At 67.1% G+C, this 18414-nt stretch carries 15 protein-coding genes; 10 read left to right on the top strand and 5 right to left on the bottom strand.

Annotated features, from left to right (window positions below; all coding sequences use genetic code 11):
• Positions 1–38 precede the first annotated feature (38 nt).
• Positions 39–1259 carry a selenoneine synthase SenA gene (senA, locus tag QPK29_RS15110; RefSeq protein WP_200949097.1) on the top strand — a complete coding sequence of 407 codons (1221 nt, stop codon included), beginning with the start codon at positions 39–41 and terminating at the stop codon, positions 1257–1259.
• A 62-nt stretch (positions 1260–1321) separates the two neighbouring features.
• Here senA and QPK29_RS15115 read toward each other — a convergent pair whose 3' ends face one another.
• Both QPK29_RS15115 and QPK29_RS15120 read right to left on the bottom strand, forming a co-directional pair.
• Positions 1322–2884 (bottom strand): DEAD/DEAH box helicase, encoded by a 1563-nt coding sequence (locus QPK29_RS15115; RefSeq protein WP_056127874.1) that lies wholly within the window; start codon positions 2882–2884, stop codon positions 1322–1324.
• A gap of 363 nt (positions 2885–3247) precedes the next feature.
• A complete protein-coding gene (locus QPK29_RS15120) occupies positions 3248–4612 on the bottom strand; it encodes a transglycosylase SLT domain-containing protein (protein ID WP_056127877.1) in 1365 nt (454 codons plus the stop codon).
• Positions 4613–5040: 428 nt separating this feature from the next.
• On the opposite strand from QPK29_RS15120, the gene QPK29_RS15125 reads away from it, so the two are divergent.
• Positions 5041–5610, top strand: coding sequence for a DUF1415 domain-containing protein (locus tag QPK29_RS15125; RefSeq protein WP_160408613.1), 570 nt, complete (start codon positions 5041–5043; stop codon positions 5608–5610).
• Complete coding sequence (locus QPK29_RS15130; RefSeq protein WP_371762546.1) at positions 5591–5809, top strand: DUF1289 domain-containing protein; 219 nt, start codon at positions 5591–5593, stop codon at positions 5807–5809. Before QPK29_RS15125 ends, QPK29_RS15130 begins: the two co-directional genes overlap by 20 nt.
• Here the strand turns inward: QPK29_RS15130 and QPK29_RS15135 are convergent, their stop codons facing one another.
• Complete coding sequence (locus QPK29_RS15135; protein WP_056127887.1) at positions 5810–6316, bottom strand: DUF1993 domain-containing protein; 507 nt, start codon at positions 6314–6316, stop codon at positions 5810–5812.
• A 444-nt stretch (positions 6317–6760) separates the two neighbouring features.
• Between QPK29_RS15135 and QPK29_RS15140 the strand changes: the two genes are divergently transcribed.
• Positions 6761–9919: a sensor domain-containing protein gene (locus tag QPK29_RS15140; RefSeq protein WP_371769900.1), complete on the top strand. Its 3159-nt coding sequence runs from the start codon at positions 6761–6763 to the stop codon at positions 9917–9919.
• Between the two features lie 52 nt (positions 9920–9971).
• Positions 9972–12215 (top strand): xanthine dehydrogenase family protein molybdopterin-binding subunit, encoded by a 2244-nt coding sequence (locus QPK29_RS15145; protein ID WP_371770034.1) that lies wholly within the window; start codon positions 9972–9974, stop codon positions 12213–12215.
• Here QPK29_RS15145 and QPK29_RS15150 read toward each other — a convergent pair whose 3' ends face one another.
• Positions 12216–12644: a thioredoxin family protein gene (locus tag QPK29_RS15150; protein ID WP_371769899.1), complete on the bottom strand. Its 429-nt coding sequence runs from the start codon at positions 12642–12644 to the stop codon at positions 12216–12218. It abuts the gene before it with no gap.
• Positions 12645–12706: 62 nt separating this feature from the next.
• Here QPK29_RS15150 and tsaB point away from each other — a divergent pair, with 62 nt between their 5' ends.
• Genes tsaB through QPK29_RS15170 form a run of 4 tightly spaced genes read left to right on the top strand, consistent with a single transcriptional unit; the run spans position 12707 to position 15801 of the window.
• Entirely contained in the window at positions 12707–13444 is a 738-nt protein-coding gene (gene tsaB, locus QPK29_RS15155) for a tRNA (adenosine(37)-N6)-threonylcarbamoyltransferase complex dimerization subunit type 1 TsaB (protein WP_371769898.1), read from the top strand.
• Positions 13441–13902: a ribosomal protein S18-alanine N-acetyltransferase gene (gene rimI / locus QPK29_RS15160; protein ID WP_056127931.1), complete on the top strand. Its 462-nt coding sequence runs from the start codon at positions 13441–13443 to the stop codon at positions 13900–13902. Before tsaB ends, rimI begins: the two co-directional genes overlap by 4 nt.
• A complete protein-coding gene (locus QPK29_RS15165) occupies positions 13899–14861 on the top strand; it encodes a uracil-DNA glycosylase (protein WP_371769897.1) in 963 nt (320 codons plus the stop codon). The genes rimI and QPK29_RS15165 overlap by 4 nt, the downstream gene beginning before the upstream one ends.
• Complete coding sequence (locus QPK29_RS15170; RefSeq protein ID WP_371769896.1) at positions 14845–15801, top strand: DUF1853 family protein; 957 nt, start codon at positions 14845–14847, stop codon at positions 15799–15801. Before QPK29_RS15165 ends, QPK29_RS15170 begins: the two co-directional genes overlap by 17 nt.
• Positions 15802–15900: 99 nt before the next feature.
• Here the strand turns inward: QPK29_RS15170 and lplT are convergent, their stop codons facing one another.
• Positions 15901–17163 carry a lysophospholipid transporter LplT gene (lplT, locus tag QPK29_RS15175; protein ID WP_056127936.1) on the bottom strand — a complete coding sequence of 421 codons (1263 nt, stop codon included), beginning with the start codon at positions 17161–17163 and terminating at the stop codon, positions 15901–15903.
• Positions 17164–17300: 137 nt separating this feature from the next.
• Between lplT and alr the strand changes: the two genes are divergently transcribed.
• Positions 17301–18413, top strand: coding sequence for an alanine racemase (gene alr, locus QPK29_RS15180; RefSeq protein WP_371769895.1), 1113 nt, complete (start codon positions 17301–17303; stop codon positions 18411–18413).
• Position 18414: the final 1 nt, after the last annotated feature.

The following is an 18414-nucleotide window of genomic DNA, read 5'->3' on the forward strand; positions in this document are numbered from 1 at the left end:
GGTAGGAATCGGAGTCGGAATTGGTCGTACAATGATGCATGACCGTCAATCAAGCATCGTTCCGCCACGCGGGACCCAGGGAACTGGCCGTCGCATTGCAGGATGCGCGGCATTATACGCTCGCGCTGTTCGAGGCCCTCGCGGCCGCCGGCTACGACGACGCGGCCCGCGTGCCGCGCCTGCCCATCGTGAATCCGCCGTTGTGGGAACTGGGTCATACGGCCTGGTTCGCCGAATGGTTCGTGCTGCGCGGCGCACTGGACAGCCGGCCGGGCGCCGCCAGCGGCCACTCGCTGCTGGCGCGCGGCGACGACTGGTTCGATTCCGGCACCGTCCCGCACGCCGCGCGCTGGACGCTCGACCTGCCGCCGCCGGGTGCGGTGAAAACCTATTGCCACGAGGTGCTCGACCGCATCCTCGACCGTCTCGCGCACGAGGCCGACGACGACCTCGCGCTGTATCCGTATCGTCTGGCACTGGCGCATGAGGACATGCACGGCGAAGCCTTCCTGTACTCCCTGCAGACGCTGCAGTCGCGCGGCGCGCCGGCGCCGGCGCCGGCGGGGGCGCTGGCGCCACGCGCGCAGTCGACGGCCGCGGGCAGCGCGGGCGACATCGCGTTCCCCGGCGGGTCGTTCATGCGCGGCGGCGACCAGTCGAGGGGCTTCGTGTTCGACAACGAGCGAAACGCCGCGCTCGTCAAGGTCGCCCCGTTCGCCATCGACGCGGGACTCGTCAGCACGGCCGCCTACCTCGACTTCGTGCACGACGGCGGCTACGAGCGTTCGCAGTACTGGACGGAGGCCGGCCGCGCGTGGCTGATGACGCAGGAGCGCTCGGCGCCGCGCTACTGGGCGCGCGAGGGCGAGGATTGGTACACGGTGCGCTTCGGCCGGCCGGTCGCGCTCGACCTCGCGGAACCCGTGCGCCACGTGAACCTGTACGAAGCGCAGGCCTGGTGCGCGTGGGCGGGCCGCCGGCTGCCGACGGAAGACGAGTGGGAATACGCGGCGGGGTCGAACCAGCCGGGCTTTGCGTGGGGGCAGTTGTGGGAATGGACGGCGTCCCCCTTCCTGCCGTTCGCGGGCTTCGAGGCGGACCGCTACCGCGATTATTCGGCGCCGTGGTTCGGCACGCGCCAGACCTTGCGCGGCGCGTCGTTCGCGACGCCGGCGCGCTTGCGCTCGCCGCATTTCCGCAATTTCTTCACGCCGGAGCGGGACGACATCTTCGCCGGATTCCGCAGCTGCGCCTTATGAAACAAATAAGCAAAACCCCCGGCACCTTGCGATGCCGGGGGTTTCTTTATGCCTGCTGAAGCTTAGCGGTCGCCGAACGTACGACGAGCCGAGTCGGCCGAGCGCGGATGCGCGCCGAAGGCCGGGCGTTCGCGGCGCGGGGCGCTTTCGCTACGGAAGCCGCCTTCGCGACGCTGGCCCTGGTAGCCGCCTTCGCTACGCGGTGCGCTTTCAGTGCGATAGCCACCTTCGCGGCGCTGGCCCTGATAGCCGCCTTCGGTGCGCGGTGCGCCTTCGCTGCGGTAACCGCCTTCGCGACGCGGTGCGTCGCCACGGTAGCCTTCACCGGCCGGCTTGTGGAAGCTGCGCTGGCCCGGTTTGCCGTTGCGGCCATCGCCCGGCTTCCAGCCCGGACGCGCGCCCGAACGGGGTGCTGCCGAACGCTTCGGCTCGAAGCCTTCCACCACGTCGACCGGAATGGTCTGCTTGGTGAAGCGTTCGATGCGGCGCACGTTCATGCTTTCCGCGTGGTTCACGAGCGAGACTGCCGTACCGTTGCGGCCGGCGCGACCCGTGCGGCCGATGCGGTGCACATAGTCTTCCGGGAACTTCGGCAGGTCGTAGTTGACCACGTGGGTGATCGACGGCACGTCGATGCCGCGCGCGGCGACGTCGGTTGCCACGAGCACGCGCACCTGGCCGCGACGCATGCTGTCCAGCGTGCGGTTGCGGGCGCCCTGGTGCATGTCGCCATGCAGTGCGGCGGCCGCGAAGCCGGCGATGTTCAGGCGGTCGGCGATCATGTCGGCGTCACGCTTGGTCGCCGTGAACACGACGGCCTGGTCCATGGTTTCATCGCGCAGCAGGTGGTCGAGCAGGCGGTTCTTGTGCGACAGGTCGTCGACGAAGTGCACCTTCTGCGTGATGTTCTCGTGGCGGTTGGCCGCGCTCATGATCTGGATCACCTGCGGGTTCTTGGTGATGCGGCGCGCCATGTTGCCGACGACGCCATCCAGCGTGGCCGAGAACAGCATGGTCTGGCGCGTTTCCGGCGTCGCGGCGACGATCTTCTCGATGTCGTCGATGAAGCCCATGTCCAGCATGCGGTCCGCTTCGTCCAGCACGAGGATCTCGAGCTGCGAGAAGTCGATCTTGCCCGACTCCATGTGGTCGATCAGGCGGCCCGGGGTCGCGACGAGGATTTCCGGATTCTTGGCCAGCAGTTGCATCTGCTTCGGATACGGCATGCCGCCCAGGATCGACACGGCGCGGATGCGGCGCATGTGTGCGGTGTACTGTTCGGTCGCGGTGGTCACCTGCAGGGCCAGTTCGCGGGTCGGGGTCAGGACCAGCATTTTCGGCTGGGCTGCCTTGAAACGGACGCGCTCGCCACGAGCACGTGCTGCCTGCGCTTCCTGCGCAGGGGTACGGCCGGCCGCGGCCGGTTCGGCGTCGGCGAATTTGTGCAGGGAGGGCAGCATGAATGCCGCCGTCTTGCCGGAACCGGTTTGCGACGAGACCAGCAGGTCGCGGCCCGCGATCGCTGCCGGCACCGCCTGCTCCTGCACCGGGGTCGGCTTTTCATAGCCGGCCTGGAAGACTGCCTTGACGATGGACGCGTGTAAGCCTAGTGCTTCAAAACTCATTGTTTAACTTTACTTTCGGTATGGATCAGTGAGCGTCCACGCTATTCGGAGCGGAACGCGAAATAGCAACGCGAGCCAACGATACGAAATGACTCTGAAACGAAAGAAATTTCGGCACAAAAGCTTTGCGCCGGGACGGTGCCAGTTTCGGCACACAGGGCGGGAGGGCTTTATGGAGAGGCACCCTTCGTGGGTGCCTGGGCTTGCGTAGCTGCTAGTGGTACTGCTGTCGGCGAACTGCCATGTTTATTGCAGCGCACAACCAACACTATACCGCACTTTTGAATAGCGTGCACGGCACGCGTCCAGATGTGCGCGTATTGACGGGCCGTGGGCCCGTCGCGTGGTCGAAACGATACGAAATCAGCGGCGCTTGCGGCCGTTGGCGTTGACGGCCGGCTTCGAGCCGCGCGACACGCGGCTCTTGATCTCGGCCACGGCATGCGCGGCGCTGGCCTTGAAGCGCTGGGCGCCGGACAGCTTGCGGCCGTTGCGGCGCGATTCGCCGCGGTCGGCTTCCAGCACCATCGACGCGTTCTCGACGATGCTTTCGGCGATGTCGTTGCCCGCGGTAGCACTGGTCTTCGGCACGAGGATGGTCGAGCCGGCCTTCAGGCGCATCTGCGGCGGGATATTGTTGGCCTGGCGGATGACTTCCGGGGTCGTGCCCAGTTTCGCGGCCAGCGAGGCGATGCTTTCGCGGGCCGAGGTGATCTTGTGCGTGGTCCAGGTGGACAGCGCGCGGCCCCATTGCGCGAGGTTCAGGTTGAACTTCTCGGCGTTTTCCTTCGGCAGCAGGATCTTGGTCGATTCGCCCGTGATCACGGGCTTCTTGAATTGCGGGTTCAGGGCCTTGAATTCGTCGACTGACATCTCCGCCAGCTGGGCGGCCACGGCCAGGTCGATGTCGGACGTCTTGTCGACGGCGACGAAATACGGCGTGTTGTCGATCGTCGGCAGCGCGACGCCGTACTGGGCCGGATTGGCGATGATGTTCTTGACGGCCTGCAGCTTCGGCACGTAGTTGCGGGTTTCCGCCGGCATCAGCTCGGCCAGGCTCTCGAAGTCGGTCGGCTTGCCCAGCGCGCGGTTTTTCTGGATCGCCTTCTGCACATTGCCTTCGCCCCAGTTATAGGCAGCGAGGGCCAGCTGCCAGTCGCCGAACATCGTGTACAGGCGCTGCAGGTAGGTGAGGGCGGCGTCGGTCGAGGCGAGTACGCCGCGGCGCTCGTCCTTGAACATGTTCTGCTGCAGGTTGAAGTCGCGTCCCGTGCCCGGCACGAACTGCCAGATGCCGGCCGCGTCGGCGTTCGACAGGGCCTGCGGGTTGAACGCGGATTCGATCACGGGCAGCAGGGCCAGTTCCGTCGGCATGCCGCGCTTTTCCAGCTCCTGCACGACGTGGTACAGGTACAGCGACGCGCGGCCCGAGGTGCGCGTCAGGTAGTCCGGACGGCTCGCGTACCACTGCACGTGCTTGGCGACGAGGGCGTTGTCGATGTCGGGAATGGCGTAGCCGCTGCGGATGCGGGCCCACAGGTCGGGGTCCTTGTAGTCGTCGGACTTGGACGGGGTCGGGGATTGCGGCAGGATCGCCTTGGCCATGGCGGCCGCGCTGCTGCTGCTCTGGGCGATCGGGCTCGGGGCGCTGTCGGCGGCGTGGCTGATCGCGGAGACGGACAGGAGCGCGATGGCCAGGGCGTAAGTGGAGCGAGTCGTTTCGTTCATAGCTTTCCAGTGTTGCGTCCAGGAACGGCAGGACTGACGAGTGAAGTCGGAGTGTACGGACCAGTTACCGAGTCAGTCAAGAAATATGTCGGCGCAGTTACAAAAAATCTTGTCTATTCTTTTTGCTAACGAGGACACCCGTTAAGACGATATATTCGGGGGTATGGCTCCATCAAGCTTGTCTTTGACTGACGAAAATCAAGCGCTTCTATGGATACCCCTGGGTGTATATGAAATTTCGACGGAGAAAATCGGTGCTTTCACGAGCCTGGCATTGTCAAATTTGTACCTGGACTTCATGGACTGCCGGGTAATACCAGCCTGTCTTTCAAGTTAGTCCGGCTTGTCGGATGTTCCATGAGAGGACGCAAAAAGCGTACAATTGCCGTCTCTGCACCAAGCAGTTTTGTATTTTTGGAAAGCATCGAATGAGCACTACCAACGAGAACGTGGACGATGACGCCATCATCGCCGCCACCCGGCGCTGGGTCGACCGCGCCGTGATCGGCCTGAACCTTTGTCCGTTCGCGAAGGCGGTGCAAGTGAAGGACCAGGTGCGCTATGTCGTCTCCCACGCGCGCACGCCGGAATCCCTGCTGGACACGCTGATGGACGAGCTGCAGCTGCTGGCCGACACGGACCCGGAGCAGGTCGACACGACCCTGCTGATCCACCCGTACGTGCTGCAGGATTTCCTGGACTTCAATGAATTCCTCGACGTGGCCGACGCCGCCGTCGAAGACATGAGCCTGGACGGCGAGCTGCAGATCGCCAGCTTCCACCCTGACTACCAGTTCGCGGACACGGACCCGAACGACATCGAGAACTTTACGAACCGTTCGCCTTACCCGGTGCTGCAGCTCTTGCGCGAAGACAGCATCGACCGTGCCGTGGAAGCGATCCCCGATGCGGCCGAGATCTTCGAGAAGAATATCGAGACCATGGAACAGCTCGGCCACGAAGGCTGGGACAAGCTCGATGTCGGCCCCGCCCGTTGACGCGCAGCAGGGAACGCCCCTGCCGGTGAGGCCGGACACGCCCTGTGTCGCAGTCTGCTCGACCACCTTCGACGACATCTGCCGCGGCTGCGGCCGGACCGTCGTCGAGGTGGCCCACTGGGTCTCGATGACGGCCGAGCAGAAGGAAGTGGTGTGGCAGCGCATCCTGGCGCAGGGCTACCCGCGCCGCAATACCTGATCAGAACGTCCCGACGAAATCCCGCTTGCCGATCTCCAGTCCGTTATGGCGCAGGATGTCGTACGCCGTCGCGGCGTGGAAATAGAAGTTCGGCAGCGCGTAGTGCAATAAATAAACCTGGCCCTTGAACTGGCGCTGGTTGGCGCCCGTGCCGATCGTCACGTCGCGGTCGCCGCCGGCATCCACCGCCTCGCGCGCCACCGTGTCCAGGAAGGCCAGCGTCTTTTCAAGGCGTGCCTGCAAGCCCGCGAAATCCGTCTCCACATCGTCGTACCGCGGCACGTCGGCGCCCGCGAGGCGCGCGGCCGCGCCCTTGGCGAAATCCGTCGCCAGCTGGACCTGGCGCACGAGCGGGAACATGTCCGGGAACAGGCGCGCCTGCAGCAGCGCGTTCGGATCCAGCTTCTTCGCGTCCGCGTGCGCCTCGGCCTTCGTCAGGATGGCGGACAGGCTGCCCAGGATCTGGCGGAACACGGGGACCGAAGCCGTGTACAGGGAAAGTGTCATGGATGCCTCCTCAATATATAAAGACCCCGATGATAGCAAGCCTGCATCATTGCCGCTTGGCGCCCGCAAATAACACTTTTGGCATGTAAAACTTCAATTATTCGTATCCTCCTAGGAGTCGATTAAAAAAATTCTACAGGGAACAGCGCATTCGAAAAGATACTTTGGGACATTGCCGGATTGAAAAGAGACGTCCAGCCAGGACGCAACATGGAGACCGCCCGCAATCGCGAAATTCCACAACCGGCATGGGAAATCACGTAAGTTTGCATCGCCAACGTGGCAACCAGGTAACGGTTTCCGCTACCACCATGCGCGCGCCGTTAAAAAGATGTGACGTACGGCAACTGTTGCGTGCATAATCAAAAAAAGCATTAACTTATTGATTTACCACATAAAGTTGTCGTATCAGCCACAGGCTGACCGGCACCGCATCCGTCCGCCATGGCCTTCATATCTCGTGCCGCCCTGTCCGCGTTACCGTCGCGCCTCGCGCGGCTGTACGGCCGCTCGCTGTACGCCGCGCTGCTCGTGCTGGTGGCCGGCGGCCTGGCGATACCGGCCGTCGTGGGCGGCTACTTCATGATCGGCGTGCAGGAACAGCAGGCCGCGCGCCGCGAGCTGGACGAGACCCTGCAGCGCAATGCCGACATCCTCGCCCTCGGCATGCAGGAATCGCTGTGGAACATGAACATCGACGCGGCCCGCTCGCTCGTCGATTCGCTGATGCGCGACCCGGCCGTCGTGCGCGTGCACGTGGGCGCGCAGGCGGAGGGCGATTTCATCGACCGCCGCGCGGCCGCCGTGCCCGCCGGCCACGTGCTGCGCGCCGAGCGCGAGGTCGTCGTGCACGGCCAGCCGATCGGCCACGTGACGGTCGAGATGGACGACAGCCTGAGCCAGCAATCGCTGCGCGCCAAGCAGGTGCGCTACGCGCTGGTGCTGGCCGTGCAGCTGGGCGTGTCGCTGCTGCTGATCCTGATGCTGCTGCGGCGCCGCCTGCTGGCGCCGCTGGGCACCCTGATGAGCTTTTCCGACCACCTGTCGCGCGGCCAGTTCGACGCGCCGCTCGCGCTGTCCACCAACGACGAACTGGGCCGGCTCGGCGGCCAGCTGGAACACATGCGGATCGCGATCGGCGACCTGTTCCAGGACATCGCGCGGCGCGAGGAACGCTTCCGCACCATCGTCACGCAGGTGCCGGGCGCCGTGTTCCGCGCCCGGCCGGGTGGCCTGATTGACTTCGTCAGCGACGCCATCGAAGACATCTCCGGCTATCCTGCGGCTCGATTCATCGGCGCGCACACGGACCGCTGGGCCGACGTCATCTGCCCGGAAGACCGCAGGATGCAGCGGCACTTCGTCAAGGAGGCCGTGCTGGCCGTGCGGCCTTACGAGATCGAATACCGCATCACGGACGCCGCCGGCATCGAGCGCTGGGTGCTGGAAAGCGGCCAGCCGGTCGGCTTCGACGGCAACGCCGCGTTCTGGATCGACGGGATCATCTCCGACATCAGTGAGCGCAAATACAACGAGATGCGCATCGAGGCGCTGCTGGCCGAGCAGGGCGCGGTGCTGGACAACGTCATGTTCGGCATCATGTACGTGCGCGAGCGCCGCGTCGTGTCGACCAACCGCCGCTTCGACGAATTGTTCGGCTACGGCGAGGGCGAGCTGCTGGGCGATCCGATCGGCGTGCTGTTCCCGACCGTCGAGGATTACGTGCAGGGCATCGAGGTGGCGGAACCCGTGCTGGCGCGCGGCGGCGATTTCGGCGACGAGCGCCAGTTCCGCCGCCGCGACGGCAGCCTGGTATGGTGCACGGTGAGCGGCCGCGCGCTCGACCCGGAACGCCAGGACGACGGCAGCATCTGGGTGTTCGCCGACATCACGGAGCGGCGCCAGACCGAGGAAAAGCTGCGCCTGTCGGCCACCGTGCTGGAACACATCGCCGACGGCGTGATGGTGATCGACCTGCACGGCAAGATCGTTGCGACGAACCCCGCCTTCACGCAGATCACCGGGTACACGGAGAGCGAAGCGGTCGGCACGCATTCGAGCCTCACGCGCCTGGCGAGCCACGACGCCGGGTTCTCCGAGACGCTGTGGGCCGACCTGGCGGAGACGGGCTTCTGGCGCGGCGAACTCCGGAACCGCCGCAAGAACGGCGAGACTTACCTCGAGTGGCTGACCGTGTCCGCGGTGCGCGACGATGCCGACGCCGTCACGCACTACGTCTGCGTATTTTCCGACATCACGAAGGTCAAGGAATCGCAGGACAAGCTGGACCACCTGGCGCACCACGACCCGCTCACGGGCCTGCCGAACCGCCTGCTGTTCCACGACCGCCTGCGGCATGCGATGGTGCGCGCGGCCCGCAACAACCGCGAGCTCGCGGTGATGTTCATCGACCTCGACCGCTTCAAGACCGTCAACGACACGCTCGGCCACCACATCGGCGACGAGCTGCTGAAGCAGGTCGCGGGCCAGCTGGCCGAGTGCCTGCGCGACGGCGACACGCTGGCGCGCCTGGGCGGCGACGAATTCATCGTGTTGCTGGAAGACGTCGACGGCGCGCGCGGCGCGCGCCTGGTGGCGGAAAAGCTGATGCAGTTGTTCGAGCGGCCCGTGCTCGTGTCGGACTACGAATTGTTCGTCACGGGCAGCGTCGGCATCAGCCTGTTCCCGCAGGATGCCGCCGACATGAACATGCTGATCCGGAATGCCGACGTGGCCATGTACCAGGCCAAGGCGCGCGGCCGCAACGGCTACCAGCTGTATGCGCCGTCGATGGACGGCGACGGGGCCGAGAGACTGCGCATGGAAGGCCTGCTGCGGCGCGCGATCGAGCGGGGCGAGATCCGCCTGCATTACCAGCCGCAGGTCGAGATCGAGACGGGCCGCCTGATCGGCGTCGAGGCCCTCGTGCGCTGGCACAGCGCGGAACTGGGCCACGTGCCGCCCGCGCGCTTCATCCCGCTCGCCGAGGACATCGGCTTCATCTGCCAGCTGGGTGCCTGGGTGCTGGAACAGGCGTGCCGCCAGGTGGTATGCTGGGAGAAGGCCGGGCTGTACGTGCCCAAGGTGGCGGTGAACCTGTCCGGACGCCAGTTCGACCGCGGCAGCGTCGCACCGCTCGTGGCGTGCGCGCTGGCCGGCACCGGCCTGGCGCCGCAGCGGCTGCAGCTGGAGGTGACGGAGTCCGTGATCATGAATACGGGCGACGCGCTCCAGTACATCAACGACCTGCACGCGCTGGGCGTGGAACTGGCGATCGACGATTTCGGCACGGGCTACTCGTCGCTCGCGTACCTGAAGCAGCTGCCGGTGCAGACCTTGAAAATCGACCGCAGCTTCATCAAGGACATCCCCGCCGACAAGGACGACGAGGCGATCGCGGTCGCCATCGTCCAGCTGGGCAAGAGCATGGATCTCGCGGTGATCGCGGAAGGCGTGGAGACCGCCGAGCAGGCGGCCTTCCTGCTGCGCCACGGCTGCCGGCGCGCGCAGGGCTATCTGTACGGCCGGCCGGTGGAGCCGGCTGAATTGTTGGAGACATGGAGGCAGGACGATGCGGGACACGGGCGGACCAGGTTCGGATAAGGAGGACGGCGGTCCGGTACGCACCGTGCGCGGGGGCCGGCGCCGGTTCCTGATGAAAGGCCTGGCCGCGGGCGCGGCGCTCGTCGTCGGCTGGGGCGTGGCGCCGCCGCGCCAGCGCTTGCGCGCGACCGGGCCGGCTGCCGTGCACGATGCCCGCACCGTTGCCCTGAACGGCTGGGTCGCGATTTCTCCCGACGGCACCATCGACGTCGTCGTCCCGCGCAGCGAGATGGGGCAGGGCGTGCACACGGCGCTGCCCGTGCTGCTGGCCGAGGAGCTGGACGCGCCGCTGGCAGCCGTGCGCGTCGTGCAGGCGCCCATCGACAAGATCTTCGCCAACCTCACCGTCCTGCGCGACACCCTGCCGTTCCATCCGGACGATGCCGGCAACTTCCAGCTGGGCGCACGCTGGGTCGCGGGCAAGGTGGCGCGCGAGCTGGGCATTATGTTCACGGGCGGCTCGACGAGCGTGAAGGATGCGTGGCCGACGATGCGTACGGCCGGCGCCGTCGCGCGCGCGATGCTGCTGCGCGCGGCCGCCGAACAGTGGAAGACGACACCGGAGACGCTGTCGACGCGCGACGGCATGGTGCTCCATCCGGACGGACGGCGCGCGCCGTACGGCCTGCTGGCGCGGCGCGCGGCCGCGTTGGGCGGCGACATCGATGCAGACGACGTCCGCCTCAAGACGCCCGCGGACTTCCGCCTGATCGGCAAGCCCGTGCCGCGGCGCGACGCGCCATCGAAGGTCAACGGCCGCGCGGTGTTCGGCATCGACGTGCGGCCGGAAGGCCTGCTGTACGCGGCGCTGTGCATGGCGCCCGTGCTGGGTGCGCGTGTCGCGGGGTTCGACGCGGGCAAGGTGGCGGCGCTGCCGGGCGTGGAGCACGTCGTCGACGTATCGTCCGCGCTCGCGTCGTTGTCCGGCGCGGGTGCCGGCGTCGCCGTGGTGGCGAAGGGATGGTGGCAGGCCAGGCAGGCCGCGCTGGCGCTGCCCGTGCAGTGGACCGCGAGCCCGCATGCCGCGTTGTCGAGCGAGTCCGTGTTCGCCGGTTTTGCGAAGGCGCTCGATGAAGAATCGGGCCATGCGTATTTCGAGGCCGGCAGCCAGGACGCGCCCGAACTCGCGGGTACGCGCACCGTGCAGGCCGAATACCGCGCGCCCTTCCTCGCGCACGCGACGATGGAACCGCAGAACTGCACGGCGCAGGTCCTGAACGGCAAAGTAACGCTGTGGTCGCCCACGCAGGTCCCGAGCATCGCGGTGGACGTGGCGGCGAAGGTTGCGGGCGTCGCGCGCGAGGACGTGACCATCGAGGTGACGATGCTGGGCGGCGGCTTCGGCCGGCGCCTGGAGACGGACATGGTGGCGCAGGCCGTCGCGGTGGCCATGCAGACGCGCGGCCGCCCGGTGCAGTTGCTCTGGACGCGCGAGGACGACACGGGCCACGACGTCTACCGCCCGGCCGCGCTGGCGCGCTACACGGCGCACGTCGGCGCGGACGGGCGCGTGCTCGCGTGGGACAGCAAGCTGGCGAGCGGCGCCATCGGCCACCAGTACTTCCCGCGCAATCTCGGCCTGCCCGGCGTCGGTCCGGACAAGACGACGGCGGAAGGCGAGTACGACCTGCAGTACGCGATCGCGAACCGCCGCAGCCGCCACGTGACCGTCGACAGCGCCGTGCCGATCGGGTACTGGCGTTCGGTCGGCCACTCGCACAACACGTTCTTCAAGGAGAGCTTCGCGGACGAGGTGGCGCATGCGGCGGGGCAGGACCCGGTCGCGTGGCGGCGCGCGCTGCTGAAAGACCATCCGCGCCACCTGGCCGTGCTGGACGCCGCGCTCGCGCGCGCGGGCACGCCCGCGGACGGCCGCGCGCACGGCGTCGCCGTGCACCAGTCGTTCGGCACGGTGGTCGCGCAGGTCGCGGAAGTGTCGGTGGAAGACAGGGAGATCCGTGTGCACAAGGTCGTGTGCGCCGTCGATTGCGGCCTCGTCGTCAATCCGAACATCGTCGCGCAACAGGTCGAATCGAGCGTCGTGTTCGGCCTGTCGGCCGCGCTGGCGGGGGAAATCACGTTCAGGGATGGCCGGCCGCAGCAGACGAATTTCGGCGATTATCCCGTGCTGCGGATGACGCAGGCGCCCGAGGTGGAGACCATCATCGTACCGAGTGCGGAACCGCCGGAAGGCATGGGCGAACCCGCGGTGCCGCCCGTCGCGCCGGCCGTGGCGAACGCCGTGTTCAAGCTGACGGGGCAGCGGTTGCGCAGCCTGCCGCTGCGCTTGAGTTGATCACTCGTCGGCGTTGGCGATGAGGGTGCGCAGGTTGCACTCGCGCTGCCACGCCTGCCGTTCCGGCGTGGAGGCCGCCTGGCGCGTGAGTTCGGCGCTGCTCAGCTCCGACTGCGCCTGGATCAGCCGGTCGGCGACTTTCGGATCCGGCAGCATGGTGCCGAAGAACGCGACGTCATCGCCGCGCTGCACGAGCAGCGTGGGGAAGTTTTCGACGTCGAGGTCGCCGACGATGTCGGCCTGGTCTTCCACGTCGATCCAGACGAAGGTCTTGTCGGGATGGCGCGCGGCCAGGCCGTCGAACGCGGCGCGGTAGGACGAGCAGGTGCCGCACCAGGCGGCGCACAGGCAGGCGACGATCCAGCCGTCGCCGTGGAGGGCGGCGGCGACCTGGTCGCGGGTATCGGGCTCGAGGGTCAGACTGGACATGGGCGCGATTCTACAACGGTTCCGCGCTTTTGGCTGGCCGGGCCGCCGGGTTACAATACGCCATGCCTATCATCCTCGCCATCGAAACCTCGTCCGAGCTGGCGTCCTGCGCGTTATTGAACAGCGCGGACGGCGCGGACACCCCTCTATTGCCCCGCGTATTGACCCGCGAATCGTCCGGCGTACGCACGCATTCGCAGTCCGTCCTGCCCATGGTGCAGGCACTGCTGCGCGACGCCGGCATCGCCCTGGCCGACTGCGACGCGATCGCATTCGGCGCCGGTCCGGGTTCGTTCACGGGCGTGCGCACGGCGTGTGGCGTGGCGCAGGGTCTCGCGTTTGGCGCGCGCAAACCCGTGCTGCCGCTGGTGACGCTGGAAGCGATGGCCGAGGCGTGCCGCGCACGCACGGGCGCGGCCGACGTGCTTGCCGTGCTGGATGCGCGCATGGGCGAAGTCTATTGGGCGCAGTACCGCTGGACCGGCGCATGGCAGGCCGTGCGCGAGCCTGCGCTGAGCGCGCCGGGCGCAGTCGCGCCGGAGATGGTCGACGGCCTGGCCGCGTGCGGAAATGGCTTCGCGGCGTATCCGGAAGCCTTCGCGGACGCGCCTTTTGCGGCCGGTGCGCACGGCGACATCCTGCCGCATGCGCGCGAATTCGCGGTGCTGGGCGTGGCTGCACTGGCGGCGGGCCGCGCGGTGCCGGCCGACGAGGCGCAACCGCTCTACCTGCGCAACAAGGTCGCGTACACGAGCGCCGAACGCCAGGCCATCAACGCGGCCAAGGCGGATGCGCGATGACGGAGGTCGCGCACCTGGAACTGCGCCCGATGGTCGTGGGCGACGTCGACGAGGTGCATGCCCTCGAATGCAGCGTATTTCCGCATCCGTGGAGCCGCGCGAATTTCATGGACTCGCTCGCGAGCGGCTATGACGCCTGGGTGCTGCGCGCGCCGACGGGCGCGCTGGCCGGGTATTTCCTGTTGATGTATGCGCTGGACGAAGCCCATCTGCTCGACGTGGCCGTCGCGGCGCCGCTGCACGGGCGCGGCGTCGGGCGCTATCTGCTGGACCGCATCGCGGCCAGGTCGCGGGCAGAGCGCATGGCGTCGATCCTGCTCGAGGTGCGGCCGTCGAACACGCGCGCACTCGAGGTGTACCGGCGCTACGGCTATGAAGAGATCGGCCGCCGCAAGGGCTATTATCCCGCGCACGAAGGGCGGCGCGAGGATGCGATCGTGATGAGGTATGTGTTATGAACGGTGTCAGCGAACGCGACGCCATCTTCCTGAACGAGATGGGCCTCGGGCCGCTGTGGCAGTTGCGCACGGCGCCGGCATCTGCTGCCGCTGCCGTCGAGGCCGACGTGGCCATCGTCCCGGGACCGACGCCGCTGCAGCCGGTGGCGCAGTCGGCGTCCGCACTGGCGCCGGTCGCCGAGCCGGCCGCGCCGCAGCCGGCGCCGGCCGTGCTCCCGCCACGGCCTGCGCCGGCGGGGCCGCGTCCGCCCGGACCGACGCCGCTGCAACCCGTCGCGCAATCCGTGTCCGCGCTGGCGCCGCCGGCCGACCACGATTCCGCCTGGGACGATGCCGCCTTGCCGAGCGACGCGACGCCGGAAGAGATCGCGGCCATGGACTGGGACCAGCTCACCATCGCCATCGCCGCGTGCCGCCGCTGCAGCGCGTGCCGCGAAGGGCGCGCGCCGGTGCCGGGCACGGGCGCGAAGCAGGCGCGCTGGGTCGTCGCGGCCGGGGCCACGACGGCTGCCGATGACAAGGCGCGCGTCCCGCTCGCGGGCGATTCCGGCAAGCTGCTGGACAATATGCTCACAGCCGTTGGCATGGGCCGCGAGCGCGACGTCTACGTGACGAACCTCATCAAATGCCGCCCGACGACGCCGAACGGCGGCGAGCGCGCGCCCACGCCGCAGGAGGCGGCCGCGTGCCGTCCCTATCTCGAACGCGAGGTGGCGTTGACGGGCGCGGAGACCGTGCTGACCCTGGGCCAGATCGCCGCCAACACCTTGCTGGGCCGCCCGCTGCCGGAACCGCTGGCCGGCGCGCGGGGCAGCGCTCACGCGCTGGAGACGGGCGGACGCACGGTGAACCTGGTGGCGACCTTGCATCCGGGCGAACTGCTGCGGCGCGGCGCCGACAAGGCCCTCGCGTGGGCCGACTTGTGCAGGGCAAGGAACGCCCGTGCGCGCTCAGGCTGACACGTACCAGGCGCTGTTCGAACGCCGCTGGCGCCATCTGCGGCGTGCGCGGGTGCGGGCGCTGGCCTGGCTGCTGGACGCCCCCGACCTCCTCGATATCCACGACCCGCACTGGGAAGGCCGCATCGCGACGCTCGGTCCGATGACGGAAGAGACAGCGCGCTGGCTGGCCGAACTCGATGCCGATCCCGCACCGCTGGACGCGGCACTCGGTTCGAAAATGTATACGCGCCTCGGCCTGTACGCGGAAAAGCTGATGGCCTTTTATTTCGCGCACCAGGGCCGCCTCGTCGCGCATGGCCTGCAGGTACGGGCCAGCCGCAACGACACCGTCGGCGAGTTCGATTTTCTGCTGGATGCGGAGGGTGGGGGGAATGAGGGCGGCGTCGAGCACATCGAGTTCGCCACCAAATTCTACTTGCTGCAGGGCGATGCCACGACGGGCTTCGACACGTTCGTCGGTCCGAACCTGGCCGACAGCCTCGGCCGCAAGATGCGCAAGGTGTTCGAGCGCCAGCTCGAACTGGGCAGCCACCCGGCCGCGCAGGACGTGCTGCCGCGGCCCGTCGTCGCGGCGCGCGCGCTCGTCAAGGGCTGGCTGTTTTATCCGCGCGGGACGTACCAGGCCATGCAGGGCATCACGGCGGGCCATTGCCGCGGCTTCTGGTGCCCGCTGGCCGAACTCGATGCCTTGCCCGGCGACCGCTTCCTGATCCTGCCGCGCCTGCAATGGCTGCCGCCGTTCCGCGCGCAATCGGCTGTGTGGATGCTGGACAAGGCCCAGCTGGCTGCGGAACTGGAAGACCACTTCATGGCCTCGAGCGCGCCCGTGCTCGTGGCGCTCGTGCGCGAAGAGCCGGACAACATCGTGGAATTCGAACGAGGCTTCATCGTCCCGGACGACTGGCGCGACCGCGCCAACGCCCGCCTGCATCCTTAACCGCCGCAAACCGGGGTCAGAGCCCGGTTTTTGGAAATTGCGTTATGGACCTTGCCAAAATTTGGGCTCTGACCCCGGTGTTACGACCGACGCCTTGAATCAGTGCTTGTGCTCGCCGATCAGCGCGAGCGAGTCGTGCTCGCGCTGGTTCGCCGCGTGGCGGCGGCCGATCAGCCACATGATGCCGGCCAGCGACAGGCCGAACAGGACGATGATGATGTCCAGGTCCAGGCTCAGCGTGATCATGATGGCGTACAGCGCCAGCATGGTGAGGATGGAGAGGTTCTCGTTGAAGTTCTGCACGGCGATCGAGTGGCCGGCGCTCATCAGCACGTGGCCGCGGTGCTGCAGCAGGGCGTTCATCGGCACGACGAAGTAGCCGGACAGGAGGCCGATGAGCAGCAGCAGCACGACGGCGATCGGCAGCGAATACACGATCGTCATCGAGGTCACGACGAGGCCCATGATGATGCCGAGCGGGATCACGGTCAGCGATTTCTTCAGCGGGATCATCTTCGCCGCCATCGCCGCGCCGATCGCGGACCCGATGGCGACGACGCCGATCAGCCCCGTCGCCTTGTCGAGGGACATGTGCAGCGAGCGCTTGGCCCATTCCAGCACGATCAATTGCAGGGTCGCGCCGGCGCCCCAGAACAGCGTCGTCACGGCCAGCGAGATCTGGCCCAGCTTGTCTTTCCACAGCGTGGCGGAGCAGTCGGCGAAATCGGCGATCAGCTTGGCCGGATTGCGTTCCTGGTGCTCGTAGCGGGCGCCGGTGTCCGGGATGCGCAGGTTGAAGCCGGCCGCCAGCGCGTACACGCCGATCAGCACGGCGAGCTGGGCCTTGGTCGAGGAGTTGATGCCGGTGTCGATATAGGGCACGTCCAGCGTCATCAGCCAGGCGCTGCCGTGGGCACTGACGAGGGCGCCGCCCATGGCCGCGCCGAGGATGATGGACATGACGGTCAGGCCCTCGATCCAGCCGTTGGCCGCGACGAGTCGTTCGGCCGGCAGCAGCTCGGTCAGGATGCCGTATTTGGCGGGGGAATAGACGGCGGCGCCGAAGCCGACGACGGTGCAGGCGATGAGAGGGTGCGCGCCGAAGAAGATCAGGCAGCAGCCGAAAACCTTGATTAAATTGGCGGTGAACATCACCCGTCCCTTGGGCATCGAATCGGCAAACGCGCCGACGAATGGCGCCAGGAGGACGTAGAACAAGACGAACGACAGCTTCAGCAGCGGAGTGAGCGAAGCCGGGGCTTTCATCGCCGTTAGCAGACCGATCGAGACAAATATCAGCGCGTTGTCGGCCAGCGACGAGAAGAACTGCGCCGCCATGATGGTATAAAAACCACGGTTCATTCGAAAGGTTCAAAAAACTGGATGGGTTGCTTTATACCATGAAAGACCGCTTAGCCCAAGGAATCGACAATACGGCATTTCACTGCCGGGAGTAAAATAAACCTTTCGTTCTCAGCCGTCGCCCCCATCTGCAAGCCATGCCACGTCCCCTGCACGCCACCATCCACCTCGACTCCATGCAGCACAATCTGGCCCGTGCGCGCGCCTGTGCGCCGCAGGCGAACGTCTGGGCGGTGGTGAAGGCGAATGCGTACGGACACGGCCTTGAGCGGGGCATGCGCGGCTTCGCGCAGGCCGACGGCCTGGCCCTGATCGAAACGGAAAACGCGCTGCGCCTGCGCGAGCTGGGCTGGGTGAAGCCGATCCTGTTATTAGAGGGAATCTTCGACACGTCGGACATCCCCTTGCTGGCTGAACATAATGTCAACAGCACGGTCCATTGCATCGAGCAGGTCAAGATGCTGGAGTACACCCAGCTCTACCGTCCCATCGACGTGCACCTGAAAATGAACACGGGCATGAACCGCCTCGGCTTCCTCCCGGACGAGTTCGCCGCGGCGTACCAGCGGCTGCGCGCCATTCCGGGCATCCGCAACATCACCTTGATGACGCATTTCGCGAACGCGGACGAGCTGGAGCATCCGCGCCTGTCGATCGGCGAGCAGGTACGCCGCTTCCGCCTGGGCGCGGACAGTCTGCCGGGCGAGCGCAGCCTGTCGAATTCGGGCGGCGTGCTGCACACGGCGGAGCTCGTCCAGGAATTGCAGAGCGACTGGGTGCGCCCCGGCATCATGCTGTACGGCGGCACGCCGGGCGGCCGCTCGGCGAAGGATTACGGCCTGTTGCCCACGATGACGCTGAAATCGGAAATCATCGGCATCCAGCACATCGAGCCGGGCGACAGCGTGGGCTACGGCAGCCGCTTCCAGGCGGACCGGAACATGACGGTGGGCGTCGTTGCCTGCGGCTATGCGGACGGCTACCCGCGCCACGCCGAGCACGGCACGCCCGTGCTGGTGGACGGCATCCGCACGACGCTCGTCGGCCGGGTGTCGATGGACATGATGGCCGTCGACCTGTCGCCCATTGCGAACGCGCGCGTGGGCAGCAAGGTCACCCTGTGGGGCGATGGTCTCCCGATCGACGAGGTGGCGCATGCCGCCGGCACGATCGGCTATGAATTGATGTGCGCCGTGGCGCCGCGCGTACGCGTGGCCGAGGCGCCGCTCGGGTGCGATCCCGTCTTGTAAA

The organism is Massilia orientalis, from assembly GCF_030411975.2.
GTDB lineage: Bacteria > Pseudomonadota > Gammaproteobacteria > Burkholderiales > Burkholderiaceae_D > Telluria > Telluria orientalis.